Below are 19,255 nucleotides of genomic sequence, written 5' to 3'. Positions count from 1 at the left end.
TCTCCTCCCTCAGGCCCCGAGGCCGAGGATCAACACGACTCCGACCAGCAGCACGCCCAGCACCATGGTGAGGGCGTAGCTGCGCACGTAACCGTTCTGTGCCTTGCGGGCTCCCACGCTGAGCCCGCCCAGGGCATTGCTGAACAGGTTGACGAAACCGTCGAAGGCTTTGGCATCGGCGGCGACCGCCGCCCGCGACAGGCCCAGCACCGGACCCACCACCAGGGTGTCGTTGACCGCGTTGCCGTACAGCTCGTTGCGACCCGCAACGGCCAGCACGTTGCCGTCCGGGGCGACCGACGGTATCGGCCGGCGGCCGAACACCAGCCAGCCGACCAGCACCCCGGCCGCGACCACCAGCATGGTCAGCCAGCCGATCGGGGTGGGCAGCAGTTCCACCTCGTGGGGGTGGTTGCCAGCGGCGGGTTCGAGCCAGTCCTGAATCCACCAGTTCATCAGCGCTCCCGCGCCGATGCTGAGCACCGCCAGCAGCACCAGTGGCACCGTCATCACCGCGGGCGACTCGTGCGGATGCACGCCGTCGAGCCAGCGCTTGCCGCCGCCGAAGGTCATCAGCATCAGCCGGGTCATGTAGAACGCGGTGACGCCGGCGCCGAGCAAAGCCAGGGTGCCGACCAGGGTGCTCTGGCCGAAGGCCGCCTCAATGACGTGGTCCTTGCTGAAGTAGCCGGCGGTGAGCGGAAAGCCGATGATCGCCAGGTAGCCCATGGCGAAGGTCCAGAAGGTGACCGGCAAGAACTTCGCCAACCCGCCGTAGTGCCGCATGTCGACGTCGTCGTCCATGCCGTGCATCACCGAGCCTGCGCCCAGAAACATATTGGCCTTGAACGCGCCGTGGGTGAGCAGGTGAAAGATCGCGAACGCGTACCCGGCCGGGCCGATGCCGGCCGCCAGCATCATGTAGCCGATCTGGCTCATCGTCGAGCCGGCCAGCACCTTCTTGATGTCGTCCTTGCTGCAGCCGATCCACGCACCGGCCAGCAGCGTGACGGTGCCCACGATCACCACGGCTAGCCGGGCCTCCGCGCTCAGGTCGAAGATGGCGTGGCTGCGCACCACCAGGTAGACCCCGGCGGTGACCATGGTGGCGGCGTGAATCAGCGCCGATACCGGGGTGGGGCCCTCCATGGCGTCCAGCAACCAGGCCTGCAACGGCACCTGCGCCGACTTGCCGCAGGCGCCGAGCAGCAGCAGCAGGCCGATCACGGTGGCCCAAGGGCCACTCAAGTGCTCGGCGCCGTGGTTGACCTCGACGAAGGCGGACGAACCGAACTGGGCCAGCATCGTCGCGATGGCCAGCACCATGCCCAGGTCGCCGACCCGGTTCATCACAAACGCCTTCTTGGCGGCCGCGGCGGCCGACGGCTTGTGCTGCCAGAACCCGATCAGCAGGTACGAGGCCAGGCCGACCCCCTCCCAGCCGACGAACAGCACCAGATAGTTGTCGGCCAGCACCAGGGTGAGCATGGCGGCCACGAACAGGTTGAGGTAACCGAAGAAGCGGCGCTTGCGCTCGTCGTGGGCCATGTAGCCCAGCGAGTAGACGTGAATCAGGCCACCGACGCCGGTGATCAGCAGGGCGAACAGAATCGACAACTGGTCGATCAGCAGCCCGACGTCGACCTGCCACGTGCCGGTGCCGAACCAGGTGTACAAGTGCACCGCCACGGCGCGCTGCTCGACAGGTGCGGTCAGCAATTGGCTGAACAGCGCCGCCGCGACGGCGAACGAACCGGCCACGGTGGCGACCCCCAGGTAGGGGCCGGCTCGCTCGACGTGGCGTCCGAACAGCAGCAGCAGCACGGCGCCGAGCGCGGGCAGCGCGATCATCAGCCAGGCGTAGCCGAACAGACCTGAGCCGGCGACCGGGTCGACGATTTCGAGGGGAATCATGCGTGCCTCACTGGTTCAGCAGGTTCGCGTTGTCGACCGAGGTCGAGCGTCGGGTCTTGTAGATGCTGACGATGATGGCCAGGCCGACCACCACCTCGGCCGCGGCCACCACCATCACGAAGAAGCTGGCCACCTGACCGTCGAAGTTGGCGTGGTGCCAGGCGAAGGCCACCAGGGCCAGATTGGCGGCGTTCAGCATCAGTTCCACCGACATGAACGCCACCAGCGCATTGCGCCGGATCATCACGCCGATGGCGCCGATCACGAACAGGATCACCGCCAGGTAGAGGTACTGATCGATCACTGTTCCTCGTCCTCCTCGTCGCCGACGCGCTGGGCGTCGGCGAAGGCCTCGGCGGTGAGCGCGCCCAACGTGGTGCTGTCGAGTTGGGCACCCCGTTCGGTCAGTGTTGCGCTGATCGACTCCTGGGCCACGCTGCCGTCGGGCAGCAGGGCCGGGGTGGCGATCGAGTTGCTGGTGGCGAACACGCCGGAGTTCGGCAGCGAGCCCGGGTGGGCGCCGGTCTCGGCGTAGGCCTTCATCCGGGCCTCGGCCCGCTCACGCTGGCCGAGCTTGGGCTTGACCCGCTGGGCGTGGGCCAGGATCATCGCACCGACCGCTGCGGTGATCAGCAGCGCCGAGGTGAGTTCGAACACCCACACGTAGCGGCCGAACAGCAACTGCGCGACGGCCTGGACGTTGCCGCCCGCGGCCTCGGTGGCACCGTCCAACCCCACCGACCCAGCGGTGATCGCGCCGCCGATGGAGAAGATCATCAGCCCCAGCAGACCCAGCGCGCCGAAAGCGGAAAGGATGCGCTGGCCCTTGATCGTCTCGACGATCGAGTCGGGGGTGTCGACGCCCACCAGCATCAGCACGAACAGGAACAGCATCAGGATCGCGCCGGTGTACACGATGATCTGGATGGCGAACAGGAACGGGGCCTCGAGCGAGGCGTACAGCACCGCCAGGCAGACCATGGTCAGGGCCATCGACATGGCCGAGTGCACGGCCTTGCGAAACAGGATCAGGCCCAGCGCGCCCAGCACCATCAGCGGCGCACAGACCCAGAAGGCGACGTTCATCGACCCTCCCCCGCCGGGACGCTCGGGGTGCGGGTGTCAGGCGTTCCGGTCTTGGGCAGCCCCAGAAAGTAGGTCTGCTCGTCGTTGCCCAGCCGGCGCGGGTGCGGCGGTGCCTCCATGCCGGGCAGCAGCGGGGCGAGCAGCCGGTCTTTGGTGTAGATCAGCTTCTCGCGGGTGGTGTCGCCCAGCTTGAACTCGTTGGTCATGGTGAGGGCGCGAGTGGGGCAGGCCTCGATGCACAGGCCGCACAGAATGCAGCGCAGGTAGTTGATCTGATACACCGACCCGTACCGCTCACCGGGCGAGAAGCGGTTCTCTTCGGTGTTGTCGGCGCCCTCCACATAGATGGCGTCGGCCGGGCAGGCCCAGGCGCACAACTCGCAGCCGACGCACTTCTCCAGGCCGTCGGGCCAGCGGTTCAACTGGTGCCGGCCGTGAAAGCGGGGTGCGGTGACCTTCACCTTGCCCTTCTCGGGGTAGCCCTGGGTGAAGGTCTTGCGAAACATCGTGCGAAACGTGACGCCGAACCCGGCCCACTGGTCTGCTAGAGATGCCATCAGGCGTCCGTTCTCTCGGCGTCGAGTTTCGAGGGCACCAGATCGGCCAGCTCGGGCAGCTTCTGGCCCGGCATCGGCGGCACCGGGTAACCGCCGGCGAAGGCGTCGAAGGGGCCGAGCGGCTCGGGCTCGGGTGGCTCGGGCTCGCGGTCGAGCAGCCACCACACGGCGAACAGGGCCACGATCACGATCAGCATGCCGCCCATCACCATCGGGTTGCTGAACCACTGCAGGTTCTTGGCGATCCGGAACGTGGCGATCAGCATCACCCAGACCAGCGAGATGGGGATCAGCCACTTCCAGCCCAGGTTCATGAACTGGTCGTAGCGGAACCGCGGCAGCGTGCCGCGCAGCCACACGAACACCGAGATCAGCACCTGCACCTTGAGCATGAACCAGAGCGGACCCCACCAGCCTTGATCCATCGCCGGGATGAGTGCGTTGAGCGGCCAGGGGGCGTGATAGCCGCCCAGGAAGAGCGTGGTGGCGACGGCCGAGACCGTGGCCATGTTGATGTACTCGGCCAAGAAGTAGGCGGCGTAGCGAAAGCCGCTGTACTCGGTGAGGTAGCCCGACACCAGCTCCGACTCGCACTCGGGCAGGTCGAACGGCGCCCGGTTGGTTTCGCCGACCATCGAGATCAGGTAGATCGCGAACGAGGGCAGCAGCAACAGGAAGTACCAGTTCTGCATGCCCCAGTCCCAGTGAATGCGGTACCCGAACACGTTGAAATCGGCCACGAAGGGCTGGCCTTGGGCCTCGACGATCTCGCTGGTCGACATCGACCGGCTGTAGAGGAACACCGCCACCAGCGCCAGGCCCATGCTCAGCTCGTAGCTGATCATCTGTGCCGAGCTGCGCAGCGCGCCGAGCAGCGAGTACGGCGAGTTGGACGACCAGCCGGCCAGCACGAAGCCGTAGATGCCCACCGACGCCACGGCCAAGATGACCAGCACCGAGATCGGCAGGTCGGTGAGCTGCAGCCGGGTGCGGACGCCGAACACCTCGACCTCGCCGCCGAACGGGATCACCGCCCAGGCCGAGAAGGCGGCCGTGCCGGCGATCAGCGGAGCCAGGGTGAACAGCACCCGGTCGGCCGAGACCGGCCGGAAGTCCTCTTTGATCAGCAGCTTGGTGCCGTCGGCCAGGGCTTGGCCCAGGCCGAACGGGCCGTTCATGATCGGGCCCAGCCGGTGCTGCATCTTGGCCACCAGCCGGCGCTCGTACCAGACGTTGAAGATCGTCCAGACCAGCAGCACCACGAACAGCACCACCACCTTGATCAGCACCAGCCACCACGGGTCGGTGCCGAACAGGGCGAGATCGAGCGGAATCATGCCACCCCCCCTTCACCGCGATCGAAGCCGTCGGCGCCATCGAGCGCGGCCGCCGGCGAGCTGACCGTGACGCCGTTTCCGTGCACCAGGCCGAGCTCCGACAGCGGCGTGTCGGGGGCGTGGCTGGGCACCCAGATCGTGTCGGGCGCCATCGGCACGATCTCGAGCGGCAGGGTGATCCAGCCACCGTGGCCCCCCACGGTGACGGTATTGCTGAGCCCATACTCCTCGGCCACCTCGGGCGAGGTGCGCGCCGACACCGGCTTCGCGGTGGCCTGCAGCGCCGGTTCGTTGTCGACCGAGCGCGATCCGTCGATCAACTCGCGCCAAGTGGCCAAGGAGAGCTCACCCGGGGCTGCCGCGGCCACCCCACGGGTACGGGCCAGCGGCTGCCGGGCACCGTCCCAGGTACCCAGTTCGTCGAGCTCGGCCAGCGCCTGCCGGGCAGTGCGAATGCCGAGCGGACGGCCCAGCGCGTCAGCCAGCGCCGCCAGCACCCGCAGATCGGTCATCGGCTGGTTGGGTTGCTTGATCACCGTGTTCACCCGGCCCCGGCGGCCCTCCCAGTTGACGAAATGGCCGGGCCGTTCCTCGATCAGCGCGATCGGGAACACCACGTCGGCCCGTTCGGTGACCTCGGAGAGACGCTGTTCGAGACTGATCACGAAGCCTGCCCGCTCGAGCGCTTCGCGCACCTCGACAGCGCTGGTGAAGTCGGCCGGCTGCACACCGCCCACCACCAGCGCGAAACCCTCGCCGGCGACGGCCACCTGCGCGTCGGCGGACAGTCCGGGTGTGCCGGGCAGGCTGTCGACACCCCAGGCGGCCTGCACGTCGACCCGAGCCAGCACGTCCGAGGCCGGACGTCCACCCGGCAACAGGTTCGGCAGGCACCCGGCTTCGACCGCACCACGGTCGCCGGCGCGCCGCGGCACCCAGCCCAGCCGGGCCCCGGTGCGGTCGGCGAAATCGGCCACGGCCCCCAGCAGCCCGGGCACCACAGCGGCCCGCTCACCGACCAGCACGATGGTGCCCTCGTCGGCCCGCACGCTGGCCAGCGCCTCGGCCTCGGCGCCCGGCACGGCCGGCACCAGTTCGGCCTTGAGCTTCACCGACCCGTTGGACGCGTAGGGCGCGACCGTGACCACCTTCACCCCGTGCTTGCGAACGGCCTTGCGCAGCCGGAGAAAGACCATCGCGGCCTCTTCTTCGGGCTCCAGGGCCACCAGCACCACCTGCTTGGCGTGCTGCAGGGCGGTGTAGCTGAGCCGTTCGGCGTCCAGCCCGGCGCCAGCCACCCGGTTGGCCAGGAACGCGGCCTCCTCGTCGCTGTGCGGGCGGGAGCGGAAGTCGATGTTGTTGGTGCCCAGCACGGCGCGGGCGAATTTGCTGTAGCCGTAGGCGTCCTCGATGGTCAGCCGTCCGCCGGTCAGCACGCCGACCCGCGACCCGGCCCGCCGCAGGCCAGCCACGGCCGCGTCGATGGCCTCGGGCCACGACGCCACCCGCAACACCCCGTTGTCGCGCACCAGCGGCCGGGTCAGCCGGTCGGCCCCGCGCCCCGACTTGAACGCGAACCGGCCCTTGTCGCAGTTCCACTCCTCGTTAACCTCGGGGGCGTCGCCGGCCAGCCGGCGCTTCACCTGAAAGTGCCGGTGGTCGCTGCGCAACTGACAGCCGCCCGCACAGTGCTCACAGGTGGTGGGGGTACTGACCAGATCGAAGGGACGGCTCTGAAACCGGTACGACGCGCTGGTCAGGGCGCCGACCGGGCAGATCTGAATCACGTTGCCCGAGAAGTAACTGTTGTACGGGTGGTCTTCGTAGTAGCCCACCTGTTGCAGCGCGCCACGCTCGACCAAGGTGATGAACGGGTCGCCCGAGATCTGCTCTGAGAACCGGGTGCAGCGGGCGCACAGAATGCACCGCTCGCGGTCGAGCAGAATCTGGGCCGAGATGCTGACCGGCTTGGGAAAGGTGCGCTTGACGCCCTCGTAGCGCGACTCGCCCGGCCCGGCCGACATGGCCTGGTTCTGCAGCGGGCACTCGCCGCCCTTGTCGCAGATCGGGCAGTCGAGCGGATGGTTGATCAGCAGGAACTCGATCATGCCCTTCTGGGCCTTGGCGGCCACCGGCGAGGTCTGTTGGGTCAGGATCTTCATGCCGGGCGCACACTCCAGCGTGCAGGACGCCTGCGGCTTGGGCATGCCGCGCCCATTGCCCATGTCGGGCACCTCGACCAGGCACTGCCGGCAGGCGCCGACCGGGTCGAGCAGCGGGTGGTCACAGAACCGCGGAATGGCCACGCCGATCAGCTCGGCCGCGCGAATGGCGAGCGTGCCCTTGGGCACCGAGACCTCGGTGCCGTCGATGAAGACGGTGATCAGGTCGCTGGCGACGATCCCGCCCGGCTTGGCGGTGACGGTCATGCGTGCGCTCCCTTCACGCCGGCACTCTCGCGAACCTCGAACGCCGCCGAGCGTTCGTAGGGGAACAGCTCCCAGGCCGGGGTCTTCATGCCGAGTTCGAACTCGGGCCTGAAGTGCTTGATCGCGCTGGTCAGGCAGGCCACCGCACCGTCGGCCAGGGCACAGAACGAGCGACCGCCGATGTCGTCGGCGATGTCGAGCAGCTTCTCGATGTCACCGGCCTCGGCCTTGCCGGCCTCGAATTTCTTCAGAATCTGCACCAGCCACCAGTTGCCCTCGCGGCAGGGCGTGCACTTGCCGCACGACTCGTGCTTGTAGAACTCGATCCAGCGCAGGGTGGTGCGCACCACCGAGGTGGTTTCGTCGAAGCACTGCAGCGCCTTGGTGCCCAGCATGGTGCCGGCCGCGGCCATGCCCTCGTAGTCGAGCGGCAGGTCGAGGTGCTCGGGGGTGAGAATCGGGGTGGAGCTGCCGCCCGGCGTCCAGAATTTGAGTTGGTGCCCGGCACGCATGCCGCCAGACAGTTCCAGTAGCTGCCGCAGGGTGATGCCCAGCGGGGCCTCGAACTGCCCCGGCCGGGCCACATGCCCCGACAGCGAGTAGATGGTCATGCCCTTGGACCGCTCGGTGCCCATCGAGCCGAACCAGGCCGCGCCGCGGTCGATGATCGCGGGTACCGAGGCGATCGACTCGACGTTGTTCACCACCGTCGGCGAGGCGTACAGGCCGGCCACCGCCGGGAACGGCGGACGCAGCCGGGGCTGGCCGCGGCGGCCCTCCAGCGAGTCGAGCAGCGCGGTCTCTTCGCCGCAGATGTAGGCCCCGGCTCCGGCGTGCACGACCACTTCGAGGTCGTACCCGCTGCCCAGAATGTTCGTTCCCGCATAGCCGGCCGAGTAGGCCTCGCGGACGGCCTGCTGCAGCCGCCGAATGACGTGCAGCACCTCACCGCGGCAGTAGATGAAGGCGTAGGCGCAGCCGATCGCGTAGGCGCTGATGATCACGCCCTCGACCAGGGTGTGCGGGCTGGCCAGCATCAGCGGCATGTCTTTGCAGGTACCCGGCTCCGACTCGTCGGCGTTGACCACCAGGTACTTGGGGTTGGGGTTGTCCTGAGGCACGAACGACCACTTCATGCCGGTCGGGAAGCCCGCGCCGCCGCGACCGCGCAGCCCGGAGTCCTTGACCGTGGCCATCACCTCGGCGGGCGTGCTCAGCAGCGCCTTGCGCAGCGCCTGGTAGCCGCCGCGGCGCTCGTAGTTGGTCAGCTTCCAGGCTCGTTCGTCGGCCCAGTTCTCGCTGAGCACCGGGGTGAGCAGATCGGTCACTTGACACCTCCTTGGCCGGCGGCACCCTCGTCGGGAGCCTCGTGCGTGGCCGGAATCGCCGGGGGAACGTCCGGCGCCTTCCAGCCCCGTTCGCCGGCCACCCGCAGCCCCAGGGTGGACGCCGCTCCGGCCGTGGGGCCCTCGTCAGCGCGGCCGTCCGGAAACCCGGCCAGCACCCGCTCTGCCTCTTGCCACGAGGTCAGCGTCGCCCCCCGCGGCGAGCGGACGGGTTGGCCCGCGCGCAAAGCGTCGAGCAACTCGTCCACCTTGTCGGGGGTCATGTTGTCGAAGAACTCCCAGTTGACCATCAGCACCGGGGCGAAGTCACAGGCCGCGTTGCACTCGATGCGCTCAAGGCTGACCGCACCGTCGGCGGTTGTCTCGCCCTCGTGAATGCCGAGCCGGTCGCACACCCGGTCGAGCAGCAGGTCGCCGCCCATCACCGCGCACAGTGCGGTGGTGCACACCCCGACGTGGTGCCGTCCGCCCGGACGTCGCCGGTACATGGTGTAAAAGGTGGCCACGCCCGAGACCTGGGCGGTGGTGATGCCGAGAATTTCGGCGCAGGCCCGCACGCCGGCCGGGCTGACCCGGCCGTCGACGCTCTGCACCAGGTGCAGCATGGGCAGCAGTGCCGAACGGGGCTGCGGGTAGCGGGCCGCGATGGAGCGCATCTCGGCCAGCGTTGTCTCGGTGATGTTGGTGGTGGTGTCGTCGTAGTCGATACCCCCTGATTCGGGGAACCAGGACTGGAACTCGTGCCCGCTCATCGCTCCACCCCTGGCATGCCTCGGTGGTTGAGCCTGCCGCAACCCCCGTCGGTTGAGATTGTCCGCACCGAGCTCGCCGAGCTTGCCCAGGCTGGGGTCGTTGAGCTTGCCCAGGCTGGGGTCTCGACAAGCTCGACCAGCGAAAGCTCGACCAGCGAAAGCTCGACCAGCGCTACGCCGCTCATCGGTCCACCCCTCCCATCACCGGGTCGAGTGAGCCGACCGCCACCACGACGTCCGAGATCATGCCGCCCTCACACTGAATCGGCACCGACTGCAGGTGATTGAACCCGGGGTCGCGCATGTGCACCCTAAACGGCTTGGTGCCGCCGTCGCTGACCACGTGGCAGGCGATCTCGCCCTTGGGCGACTCGATCGGCACGTAGGCCTGGCCGGGCGGCACTCGAAAGCCCTCGGTGACCATCTTGAAGTGATGGATCAGGGCCTCCATCGACTCGCCCATGATGTGCTTGATGTGCTCGTGGCTGTTGCCCTGCCCGTCGGGTCCCAGCGCCAGTTGGGCCGGCCAGGCGATCTTCGGGTCGGCCACCATCACAGGCTCCCCGCGTGAGCCCTCCAGCCGGTCGGCGCACTGCTCGACGATCTTCAGGCTCTCCCACATTTCGTCGAGGCGAATGCGAAAGCGAGCGTACGAATCGCTGGGCTCCCAGCCGTCGGTCGGCTGCCAGGCGATCGACTCGAAGTCGTAGCTGTCATAGCCGCAGTAGGGCTGCTGTTTGCGCAGGTCCCAGTTGTAGCCGGTGGATCGCAGCACCGGGCCGGTGACCCCGAGCGCCATGCAGGCGGCCAGGTCTTGGTGGCCGATGCCGATCATCCGCATCTTGAAGATGGGGTTCTCGTTGCAGAACTGCGCATACTCGGGCAGGTGCTTGTGCAGCCAGGTGATCAGTTCGCGAAGCTGGGCGATGCCGGTCTCGGGCAGGTCGTTGGCCACCCCGCCGGGGCGAATGTAGGCGTGGTTCATGCGCAGCCCGGTGACCGCCTCGAAGAAGTCCAGGATCATCTCGCGCTCACGGAAACCGATGGTCATCACCGTCAGCGCACCGATCTCCATGCCGCCGGTACCGATGCAGACCAGGTGCGAGCTGATTCGGTTGAGCTCCATCATCAGCACCCGGATCACGTTGGCCCGCTCGGGAATGTCGTTCTCGATGCCGAGCAGCCGCTCGACGGCCAGGCAGTAGGCCACCTCGTTGAACAGCGGGGCGACGTAGTCCATGCGGGTGACGAAGGTGGAACCCTGGGTCCAGGTGCGGTACTCCATGTTCTTCTCGATACCGGTGTGCAGAAAGCCGATGCCGGGCCGGATGCTGAGCACGGTTTCGCCGTCGCACTCGAGAATCAGCCGCAACACGCCATGGGTGGACGGGTGCTGCGGGCCCATGTTGATCACCAGGATCTCGTCGGATCGCTCGGCCTGCTCGGCGGCGATCTCGGCCCAGTCGCCGCCCATCGCGGTGTAGACGGTGCCCTCGGTCTCGTCGCCGGGCTGGGCGTAGAAGTCGGTGCTGCTCATCGGTAGCTCCTGCGCTGGTCGGGCGGCGGCACAGTGGCGCCCTTGTATTCCACCGGGATGCCGCCCAGCGGGTAGTCCTTGCGCTGCGGGTGGCCGACCCAGTCGTCCGGCATCAGAATCCGGGTCAGGTGCGGGTGGCCGTCGAACACGATGCCGAACATGTCCCAGGTCTCGCGCTCGTGCCAGTCGGCGGCCGGGTAGAGCGGAGTCACGCTCGGCACGTGCGGGTCGTCGTCGGGGCAGGTGGTCTCGACCCGCAGCCGGCGATTATGGGTCATCGACTGCAGGTGATACACGACGTGCAGCTCGGCTCCGCTGTCGGTCGGGTAGTGGACGCCCGAGACGCTGGGCAAGAACTCGAACCGCAACTGGGCGTCGTCGCGCAATTGGCCTATCACCGCGGTGAGCGTCTCGCGGGCCACCACGAAGGTCAGCTCACCCCGATCGAAGACCACCCGCTCCAGGGCGTCGGGCACCAGCGCCGCCAGCCGGGCGGTGACACCGGCGTACCAGCCGTCCGAAGGCAGCGGCTGGCTGGGCAGTTCGACCACCCGGCGGATCAGTCCGTAGCCGGAGGTGTCGCCCGAGCCGTCCGACCACATGCCGGTGCGGGTCTCGATCGGGTGTGGCGTGTCGACGTAGCTGCTCGGCTCATCGGCCTCGGGCAGCGCCGCAACCTGGTCCGGCTGGGCTTCGCCACGCTCCAGACCCACGACCGCAGCGGGGCCGGTGACGGTCTTGTCGTCGGACTTGTGATCGGGCAGCTTTGCGTCGCTCATCGCATCAGGCCCTTCATCTCGTGCGTGGCCATGGCCTCGAGCGCGGCCTTCTCTTGCGCCTCGATCTCTTCGAGCTCATGGGCACCGATCGGACGCTTGGCGACGATGTCTTTACGCAGCTTGAACATGGCGTCGATCAGCATGTCCGGGCGCGGCGGGCACCCGGGCACGTACATGTCGACCGGCACGATGTGGTCGCCGCCCTGCACGATGGCGTAGTTGTTGAACATGCCGCCCGAGCTGGCGCAGACACCCATGGCCATCACCCACTTGGGGTTCGGCATCTGGTCGTACACCTGACGCAGCACCGGCGCCATCTTCTGGCTGATCCGCCCCGAGATGATCATCAGGTCGGCCTGCCGCGGCGAGGCTCGGAACACCTCCTGGCCCCAGCGTCCGGCGTCGAAGCGCGGCGCGCCGTAGGTCATCATCTCGATCGCGCAGCAGGCCAGCCCGAAGGTAGCCGGCCAGAACGACGCCTGCCGCATCCAGCCGAAGATGCCCTCGACGGTGGTCAGCAGCACCCCTTGCGGGATCTTCTCTTCAAGCCCCATGACGCACCTCCGGACGACTCGTCGGCACAGCTTCGAATCTCAGTCCCATTCCAGCCCACCACGCCTGATCTCGTAGAAGTACGCCACGCCCAAGACGATCAGAAAAATCATCATGGCGGCGAACCCGAACACGCCCAGTTCGTCGAAGGTGACCGCCCACGGGTACAGAAAGGCGACCTCGACGTCGAAGACCAGAAACATCATCGCGGTGATGTAGTACTTGATCGGGAAACGACCGCCGCCGACCGCCGCCGGCGTGGGGTCGATGCCGCACTCGTAGGTGTCGTACTTGACCCGGTTGTAGCGGCGCGGGCCCACGGTGAGGCTGAGCACCACCGACATGACCAGAAAACCGCCGGCCAGCACCATGATGCCCAGAATCGGTATGTAGGGACTCATCACTGCCTCCGTCGGTTCATGCCGCCGGCACCGCCCGCGACAGCGCGTGGATCACACGATCCATCCAATCACCATCTTTGGTGTCGTAAAGGTGTGCCAACAACTTGATCGTGAACCGCATCAGCACCGGTCGTGGCAGCCCGTAGCGAGTGCACAGCCGCATCACCTGCGGGTGCTCGATCAGGTTCACAAACACCTGGCCCAGCCTGAAGTAGCCGCCCCACTCGGCGCTGAGTCGCGCCGGGTAGCTGTGCAGCGCCTTCTCGGCCGCCGCACTGCCCACCCCCTCGGCGTGGGCCCGCACGATCGCCTCAGCGGCGGCCTCGCCCGCCTCCATCGCATAGGGAATGCCCTCGCCGTTGAACGGTGACACCATGCCGCCGGAGTCGCCGACCAGCACCAGGCCGCGGGTGTAGGCGGGCTTGCGGTTGAAGGCCATCGGCAGGGCCGCCGAACTGATCGGGCCAACCTGGTTGTCGGGGCTGAAGCCCCACTCCGACGGGGTGTTGGCCAGCCAGGTCTGCAGCAGTCCGCGGTAGTTCAGCTTCTGCGACTTCGCCGTGCTTGCCACCGTGCCCAGCCCGACGTTGCAGGTGCCGTCGCCCATCCCGAAGATCCAGCCGTAGCCGGGCAGCAGGTTCGACTCCCCCGGCTTGCCGTCCCACAACTCCAGCCACGACTCCATCCAGTCGTCATCGTGCCGGGGTGAGGTGAAGTAGGTGCGACAGGCCACACCCATCGGACGGCGGGCGTTCTTCAGCAGGCCCAACGACTTGGCCACCGGCGAGCTGTTACCGTCGGCCGCCACCACGATCGGCGCGCTGAAGCTGCGTCCGTCCTTGGTGGTGACGCCGGTGACCCGGTCGGTGCGCTGGTCGACGATCGCACCGGTGACGTTGGCCTGCTGGTAGAGCGTGGCCCCTTTGGCCACGGCGTGGTCGGCCAGCAACTGGTCGAAGTCGGCCCGCTTGCGGACCAGCCCGAACGAGGGAAACTCGCCCAGCGTGGGCCAGGGCAGCTCGAAGGGCTCGGCACGCCCGCCGTAGACCCGTAGGCCCTTGTTGTGCAGCCAGCCCGCCTCGGGCGACACGTCGATACCCAGCCGCAGCAACTGCTTGGTGGCACGCGGGGTCAGGCCGTCGCCACAGACCTTGTCGCGCGGAAAGGTGCCCTTTTCGAGCAGCGCCACCGACAGGCCCTGATCGGCCAGCCAGCAAGCCGTGGAGGCGCCGGCCGGGCCCGCCCCGACGACGACCACGTCCGCGTGCTCGTCGGGCATGCTGCTCCTCGTCGCTGATCGTTTTGCCGGGTGGGCGTCGCCAGTGTAGGCACGAAATCGCACCACTAGCCATTCCGGGGCCGGGCATGTCGAGTGGCTAAGCTTCGCGGGTGATCTCTGCGCCTCCGGCCGCCTCGACCATTGCCCGAACCATCGCCATTAATGACCCTGGAGTGTTGGCAAAATACCTAGTGGACGGGTCGTCGGTGGCCTGGATCAGGCGCGGCGAAGGCATGGTGGGTTTGGGCTGTTACGCATGCACCGACGTCACTGACCCGGCCGAGGCGGACGCCTGGTGGAGCACCTTCATCGAGGGCCTGGAGCATCATTCGGAGCTGCCCGGTGTCACCGGTGCGGGGCCGTTGGCGTTCGGCTCGTTCACCTTCGATCCCCACCATACCCAGGCCGTGTCGCGGCTGATCGTGCCGAGAGTGATCATCGGACGCCGGCAGGGCCGGGCCTGGCTGACCGTGCTGGGTGACAGCACGCAGGCTGCCGACCTCAGCCGGCTGCTGGAGCTGGTCGAGACCGGGCCGCTCGGCGAGCCCCACCCGCTGGTCGAGCCCCACCCGCTGGTCGAGCTTGTCGAGACCCACCCGCTGGTCGAGACCCAACCGCTGGTCGAGCTTGTCGAGACCCTGGCCCGCGCCCATCTCATCGCCCCTCGTGCGCCGCGGGGCGTCCGGATCGAAGTCGACGAGCCCGCCCAGGAACGCTGGAAGGCCCGGGTCGCCGAGGCCGTCCACCGCATCGAGACCAACGGGCTGGAGAAGGTCGTGCTGGCGCGGTCGGTGGCGGCGCGGGCGTCCGAACCGATCGACGCTCGGCACCTGGTCGAGACCCTGGCCCGCGACTACCCGAGTTGCTGGACGTTCTGCATCGACGGCCTGGTCGGCGCCTCGCCCGAAATGCTGATCCGACGTGAGGGCGGGCTGGCAACCTCGCGCATTCTGGCCGGCACGATCAGGCGCAGCGGCTCGGAGGAGACCGACCTGAAGCTGGCCTCGGCGCTGGCCCGGTCAAGCAAGAACCTGGGCGAGCACGAGCTCGCGGTGGCTTCGGTGGCCGAGTCGCTGGCGCCGTTGTGCTCGGGCATGAACGTCCCTGAGTCGCCGTATGTGCTGGAGCTGCCCAATGTGCTGCACCTGGCCACCGACGTCACCGCCGTGGCTCACAAGAAGGCCGGGGCGCTGCGGCTGGCGGCGGCGCTGCACCCGTCCGCGGCGGTCTGCGGCACCCCCAGGTCGGTGGCCCGGGCGGCCATCGCCGAACTGGAGGGCCTCGACCGGGGCCGCTACTCGGGCCCGGTGGGCTGGATCGACTCCCGAGGCGACGGCGAGTGGGCAATCGCACTGCGCTGCGGGGTGCTGGACGCCGCCGACCCGCGCCGCATCGAACTGTTTGCCGGCTGCGGCATCGTCGAGGGCTCCGACCCCGACGAAGAACTGGCCGAGACCCAGGCGAAACTGGAGCCAATGGTGACCGCCCTCCTGAGCTGACCCCCCAGACACCCGTCCGACGTTGCTCAGGTTTGGGTTCGTTGCTCGGGTTTGAACCTGTGCGACGAACCCAAACCTGAGCAACGTTCAAACCGGTGGTCGCTGGACCTGTGGATAACCCCTCGTGAGGGGTTGCGGACGTGTTGGACTGGCCGGCATGTCCGTTCGACTGACCAGAGATCTGAGCCGCGAGGGGCTGGGGTCTTCGGCGATCCGCAAGCTGGTGCGCGAGGAGCACCTGCACCGGGTGCGGCGAGGAGCCTTCGTCACCGAGGCCGAGGACGACCTGGTGAAGCGTCATCTGCTGCTGATCGGCGCCACGCTGCCCCGGCTAGCCCCCGACCACGTGTTGAGCCACACCTCGGCGGCAATCACCCATCAGCTTCCGGCTGACACGACCACGCTGCAGCGCGTCTGGGTCACCCGTCCGGGCAGGGGCGGCACCTGGGTCGGCCCGTACGTGCACCGGTTTCGCACCCCGCTCGACCCCGACGACATCGAGGTGTCGGACGGGCTCACCCGCACCACACTGGCCCGAACCGTGATCGACCTGGCCCGCTACGGTGATTTGGCCTTCGGCGTGGCTGCGGCCGATCGGGCGCTGCGCGTCGGGCTGCCCCGCGAGGCTCTGGCCACCCAACTGACGGCGGCGCCGCGCCGCTTCGGAATTGCTCAGGCCCGCACCGTGGTCGAACTGGCCGACCGTCGCAGCGAAACGGCCGGCGAGTCGCTCAGCCGGGTGGCGCTGTGGCGTCTGGGGCTGGCGCCCGACGAGTTGCAATTCAAGGTGCCCACCGGCGGTCAGCTTTACCGCAGCGACTTCGCCTGGCTCGAGGCCAAGGTGCTCGGCGAGTTCGACGGCAAGGTGAAGTATGGGGCTCTGCTGCGGCCGGGCGAGTCGTCCGCCGATGTAGTGATGCGCGAGAAGCGCCGCGAGGCGGACCTGCGAGCCGCCGGCTGGTGGATCGTCCGGTGGACCTACGCCGATGTCATGAACCCCGCACGCCTGGAGCGCCTGGTTCGTCCGGCCCTGACCCGCAAGCACTGACACACCCACCGGCCCAGCCCGCCGGCCAACCCCCCGCTGGCCAACCCCCGCCTGCCCCCGCCTGGCCAACCCCCGCCTGCGACGCCGTTGCTCAGCTTTGGGTTCGTTGATCAGGTTTGAACCTGTGCAACGAACCCGAACCTGAGCAACGTCGTCCAGAGCGGGCCGGGATCCGGGCCGGGAGCCGGGCCGGGACGGCCGGGACGGCCGGGGACGGACGGGGGGACGGTCAGCGGCGGGGGGGCTGCACCTTGATCTTTTGGCCGGACGGCTTCTTCGCGGCTTCTTTTTCACGGTTCAACTGCTCTTGCTGGGCCTTCATCTCGTCCATGTTGAAGGTGCCGCGCAAGAAGACGAACGCCAGGCCGGCCAGTGCGAACGACCACAGCGGCGAGCCACCCAGCAGCACCGGCGCGGTGATCAACGCCACCATGTCGAGGCCGCGAAACAGGTTGAGAATCAGCGTGGGCGGCACCGCACCCGATTCGGTGGCCACCATCGGGCTGTTGAAGTCGACCTTCTTGGCCGTCACCCAGCGAACAGCCCCGAGCCAGCCCGCAATGCCGGTGATCAGCGCCACCGCGACCCCGTCGAGCACGCTGCGCTCGGCCCCGCCTGAAGTGATGCCGACGAAGGCCGGCACCGTGGCAACCTGCCAGACCAGGGCCAGCATCAGCGGCACCACCATGGCCACCGTGCGCACCTGCGAGGTGCGGAACGGGAACAGCCGGGCCAGCCCTCCGGTGCGGGTCAGCACTCGCAGCATCGACAGGAACGGCACCAGCACCACCACGAGAATCAGGCCAGAGATGAACGGGTTGACGGTGGTCATGCCCAGGGCGTCCAGGGCGTAGGGCGCCACCACTGAGGCCGCCAGCGGCACCAGCGGCCGCGGAAACCGCTTCAGCCGTTGCAGGTCGCGCCACAGCAACGCCTGCAGCCCGATGCCGCGGCCCGGCGTGGGCGTGACGTGCCCCCGCTCGACCGCTTCGCGCTCGACCACGATGTCACGCACAAGGCCGAAATCGAGGGCGTACATTGCGCCCTGCATGCCCGCCACCAGCGAACCGCCCGAAACCAGCCGGGCCCGCCTGATCGCACCCAACCGGCGCCGCGCCGCGATCAGTTCGAGCACCAGCAGCACCAACCCCGCCGAAGCGGCACCCACAGGCACCAGCGTCGAGGTGTCGGACGGCAGCGCCAGCGTCAGCCAGCCGGCCGCCACCGCCACGGTAAACAGCAGGGTGGCCAACGCCAGGGTGGCCAGCACGGTCTGCACGAACCGGGTCAGCCAGGTGCGTTCCCTGGTCTGCTCGGCAGCCGCGAAGGCGGTGACCGCCGCGGCACCCAAGGCATCAGCCAACGCCCAAAGCCCGATGTCGAGCGCGCTGGAGCCGCTCAAGGCAGCCGTCAGCGCACCCAGCACTGCGGCGATCAGGCCAGCGGCAATCACCGCGGTTCGCAGCCGTCCGGCCAGCAGCCGCGACCGCTCGATCGGGGCGTCCATCAGCCAGAAGCCCTCGGCGGCCGAGACCAGCACCGGGCCAAACAGCCGGCTGACCCCGAGCGCCAGCCCGAGCAGGGCGAACCAGGTGGCCCACGGCACCAGGGTGCGCGCCGACTGGCAGGACAGCTCCGAACAGCCCGCCATCGTCGACTGCGCCTGAATCACCAGGTTGGCGATCATCGCGCCCACCATCAGCACGCTGAAGATGGCCACATAGGCGTCTTGCACCGCGTCCCAGACCGACCGGGTGGCGCGACCGTGGCGCCACTGCTTGATCAGGTCGTGCAGGTCGCGCTCGTCGACAGTCTCGGCCGGAGCGTCCGGCAGAAACCAGAACTGCTGCTCGGGCGCCGTAAGGGCGAGCGAGGCGTCGTTCACCGGGACGCCCGGCTGCACCACCGGAGTCAGTTGGGCCGAACGGATCAGCTTGCGGGACTTCTTGCTCACCCGGCGACCTCGTCGACGGCCAGGCTCTCGCCGACCCGCACGATACGGGTGGCCACGCTCTGCACCAGCTTCGGCTCGTGGCTGGCCATCACGATCGCCAGCCCGCGGTTACGCTCGGCCACCAGCCGGGCCGCCAGCCACTCGACGCCCTCGACGTCGAGCCGCTGTTCCGGCTCGTCGAGCACCAGCAACTTACGGGGCCTGATGAAGGCCGTGGCCAGGGCCAGCCGCCGGCGCTGGCCGGACGACAGCGTGCCCGGCAACTGCCCCGACTGCGGCACCAGTTGCACCTCGTGGAGCACCTCGTCGACCGCGGCCTCGGCGTCGGCGATGCCGTGGGCCCGAGCCAACAGGTCGAGGTGTTCGACCACCGACAGGTCGGGAAAGAAGTCGAGGTCGTCGATCACGGTTGCCACGTCTCGGCGCACTTCGGGGTTCGTCTCGCTCATTCGAATGCCGCCCACCTCGACCGTGCCCGCGTCGGGCTGATCGGCACCGACCAGGCAGCGCAGAATGGTCGACTTGCCTGCACCGTTGCGTCCGGTCAGGGCGATCGCCTCACCCTCACGCACCTCGAGGTTGAAGTTGTCGACGATGACGACCGGCCCGAACGACTTGCTCAGTCCGGCCACCTTGAGCACAGTGCTGCGTTTGGCCATGGGCAGGATTCTCCCTCACAACCCCAACCGGACCCGAATCGTGAGCGGAGGCGTGAGCCCACAGCTAACCCCGGCCCCGCCTCCCGCACGGAGCGCCGGCCCGAACCCAGCACTGGCAGACCCTGG

At 68.3% G+C, this 19,255-nt stretch carries 17 protein-coding genes; 2 read left to right on the top strand and 15 right to left on the bottom strand.

The annotated features are described in order from the left end of the window. Positions 1 to 9: 9 nt before the first annotated feature. The 13 genes from nuoL to QM721_RS05875 form a co-directional block, all read right to left on the bottom strand. Positions 10 to 1,914 (bottom strand): NADH-quinone oxidoreductase subunit L, encoded by a 1,905-nt coding sequence (gene nuoL / locus QM721_RS05935; protein WP_415119932.1) that lies wholly within the window; start codon positions 1,912 to 1,914, stop codon positions 10 to 12. Positions 1,915 to 1,921: 7 nt separating this feature from the next. After that, positions 1,922 to 2,158 carry an NADH-quinone oxidoreductase subunit NuoK gene (nuoK, locus tag QM721_RS05930; protein WP_415120127.1) on the bottom strand — a complete coding sequence of 79 codons (237 nt, stop codon included), beginning with the start codon at positions 2,156 to 2,158 and terminating at the stop codon, positions 1,922 to 1,924. A 56-nt stretch (positions 2,159 to 2,214) separates the two neighbouring features. Then, complete coding sequence (locus QM721_RS05925; RefSeq protein ID WP_415119930.1) at positions 2,215 to 3,000, bottom strand: NADH-quinone oxidoreductase subunit J; 786 nt, start codon at positions 2,998 to 3,000, stop codon at positions 2,215 to 2,217. Beyond that, positions 2,997 to 3,557 (bottom strand): NADH-quinone oxidoreductase subunit NuoI, encoded by a 561-nt coding sequence (nuoI, locus tag QM721_RS05920; protein WP_415119928.1) that lies wholly within the window; start codon positions 3,555 to 3,557, stop codon positions 2,997 to 2,999. Before nuoI ends, QM721_RS05925 begins: the two co-directional genes overlap by 4 nt. Then, positions 3,557 to 4,894, bottom strand: a complete 1,338-nt coding sequence (gene nuoH, locus QM721_RS05915; RefSeq protein ID WP_415119926.1) for an NADH-quinone oxidoreductase subunit NuoH — start codon at positions 4,892 to 4,894, stop codon at positions 3,557 to 3,559. The genes nuoI and nuoH overlap by 1 nt, the downstream gene beginning before the upstream one ends. After that, positions 4,891 to 7,323: an NADH-quinone oxidoreductase subunit G gene (locus QM721_RS05910; RefSeq protein WP_415119924.1), complete on the bottom strand. Its 2,433-nt coding sequence runs from the start codon at positions 7,321 to 7,323 to the stop codon at positions 4,891 to 4,893. The genes nuoH and QM721_RS05910 overlap by 4 nt, the downstream gene beginning before the upstream one ends. Next, complete coding sequence (gene nuoF / locus QM721_RS05905; RefSeq protein WP_415119922.1) at positions 7,320 to 8,651, bottom strand: NADH-quinone oxidoreductase subunit NuoF; 1,332 nt, start codon at positions 8,649 to 8,651, stop codon at positions 7,320 to 7,322. Before nuoF ends, QM721_RS05910 begins: the two co-directional genes overlap by 4 nt. After that, positions 8,648 to 9,421 carry an NADH-quinone oxidoreductase subunit NuoE gene (gene nuoE / locus QM721_RS05900; RefSeq protein WP_415119920.1) on the bottom strand — a complete coding sequence of 258 codons (774 nt, stop codon included), beginning with the start codon at positions 9,419 to 9,421 and terminating at the stop codon, positions 8,648 to 8,650. The genes nuoF and nuoE overlap by 4 nt, the downstream gene beginning before the upstream one ends. Positions 9,422 to 9,602: 181 nt before the next feature. Beyond that, complete coding sequence (locus QM721_RS05895; protein WP_415119918.1) at positions 9,603 to 10,958, bottom strand: NADH-quinone oxidoreductase subunit D; 1,356 nt, start codon at positions 10,956 to 10,958, stop codon at positions 9,603 to 9,605. Further along, entirely contained in the window at positions 10,955 to 11,737 is a 783-nt protein-coding gene (locus QM721_RS05890; RefSeq protein WP_415119916.1) for an NADH-quinone oxidoreductase subunit C, read from the bottom strand. Before QM721_RS05890 ends, QM721_RS05895 begins: the two co-directional genes overlap by 4 nt. Then, positions 11,734 to 12,291: an NADH-quinone oxidoreductase subunit B gene (locus tag QM721_RS05885; protein WP_415119914.1), complete on the bottom strand. Its 558-nt coding sequence runs from the start codon at positions 12,289 to 12,291 to the stop codon at positions 11,734 to 11,736. The genes QM721_RS05890 and QM721_RS05885 overlap by 4 nt, the downstream gene beginning before the upstream one ends. Positions 12,292 to 12,330: 39 nt before the next feature. Next, the gene (locus QM721_RS05880) at positions 12,331 to 12,690 is read right to left on the bottom strand and encodes an NADH-quinone oxidoreductase subunit A (RefSeq protein WP_415119912.1); all 360 of its coding nucleotides are present in this window, start codon (positions 12,688 to 12,690) and stop codon (positions 12,331 to 12,333) included. A 16-nt stretch (positions 12,691 to 12,706) separates the two neighbouring features. Beyond that, the gene (locus QM721_RS05875) at positions 12,707 to 13,969 is read right to left on the bottom strand and encodes a geranylgeranyl reductase family protein (RefSeq protein WP_415119910.1); all 1,263 of its coding nucleotides are present in this window, start codon (positions 13,967 to 13,969) and stop codon (positions 12,707 to 12,709) included. Positions 13,970 to 14,145: 176 nt separating this feature from the next. Between QM721_RS05875 and QM721_RS05870 the strand changes: the two genes are divergently transcribed. Together QM721_RS05870 and QM721_RS05865 are read left to right on the top strand one after the other, a co-directional pair. Next, complete coding sequence (locus QM721_RS05870) at positions 14,146 to 15,468, top strand: isochorismate synthase (protein ID WP_415119908.1); 1,323 nt, start codon at positions 14,146 to 14,148, stop codon at positions 15,466 to 15,468. Positions 15,469 to 15,625: 157 nt separating this feature from the next. Further along, positions 15,626 to 16,516: a hypothetical protein gene (locus tag QM721_RS05865; protein ID WP_415119906.1), complete on the top strand. Its 891-nt coding sequence runs from the start codon at positions 15,626 to 15,628 to the stop codon at positions 16,514 to 16,516. A 229-nt stretch (positions 16,517 to 16,745) separates the two neighbouring features. On the opposite strand, the gene QM721_RS05860 is transcribed toward QM721_RS05865, so the two are convergent. Together QM721_RS05860 and QM721_RS05855 are read right to left on the bottom strand one after the other, a co-directional pair. Then, entirely contained in the window at positions 16,746 to 18,470 is a 1,725-nt protein-coding gene (locus QM721_RS05860; protein ID WP_415119904.1) for a DUF6297 family protein, read from the bottom strand. Next, positions 18,467 to 19,129 (bottom strand): ABC transporter ATP-binding protein, encoded by a 663-nt coding sequence (locus QM721_RS05855; RefSeq protein WP_415119902.1) that lies wholly within the window; start codon positions 19,127 to 19,129, stop codon positions 18,467 to 18,469. The genes QM721_RS05860 and QM721_RS05855 overlap by 4 nt, the downstream gene beginning before the upstream one ends. Positions 19,130 to 19,255 lie beyond the last annotated feature (126 nt).

This window comes from Micropruina sp., from assembly GCF_047602085.1.
Taxonomy (GTDB): Bacteria; Actinomycetota; Actinomycetes; order Propionibacteriales; family Propionibacteriaceae; genus Micropruina.
This window is presented reverse-complemented; position numbering and strand designations above follow the sequence as displayed.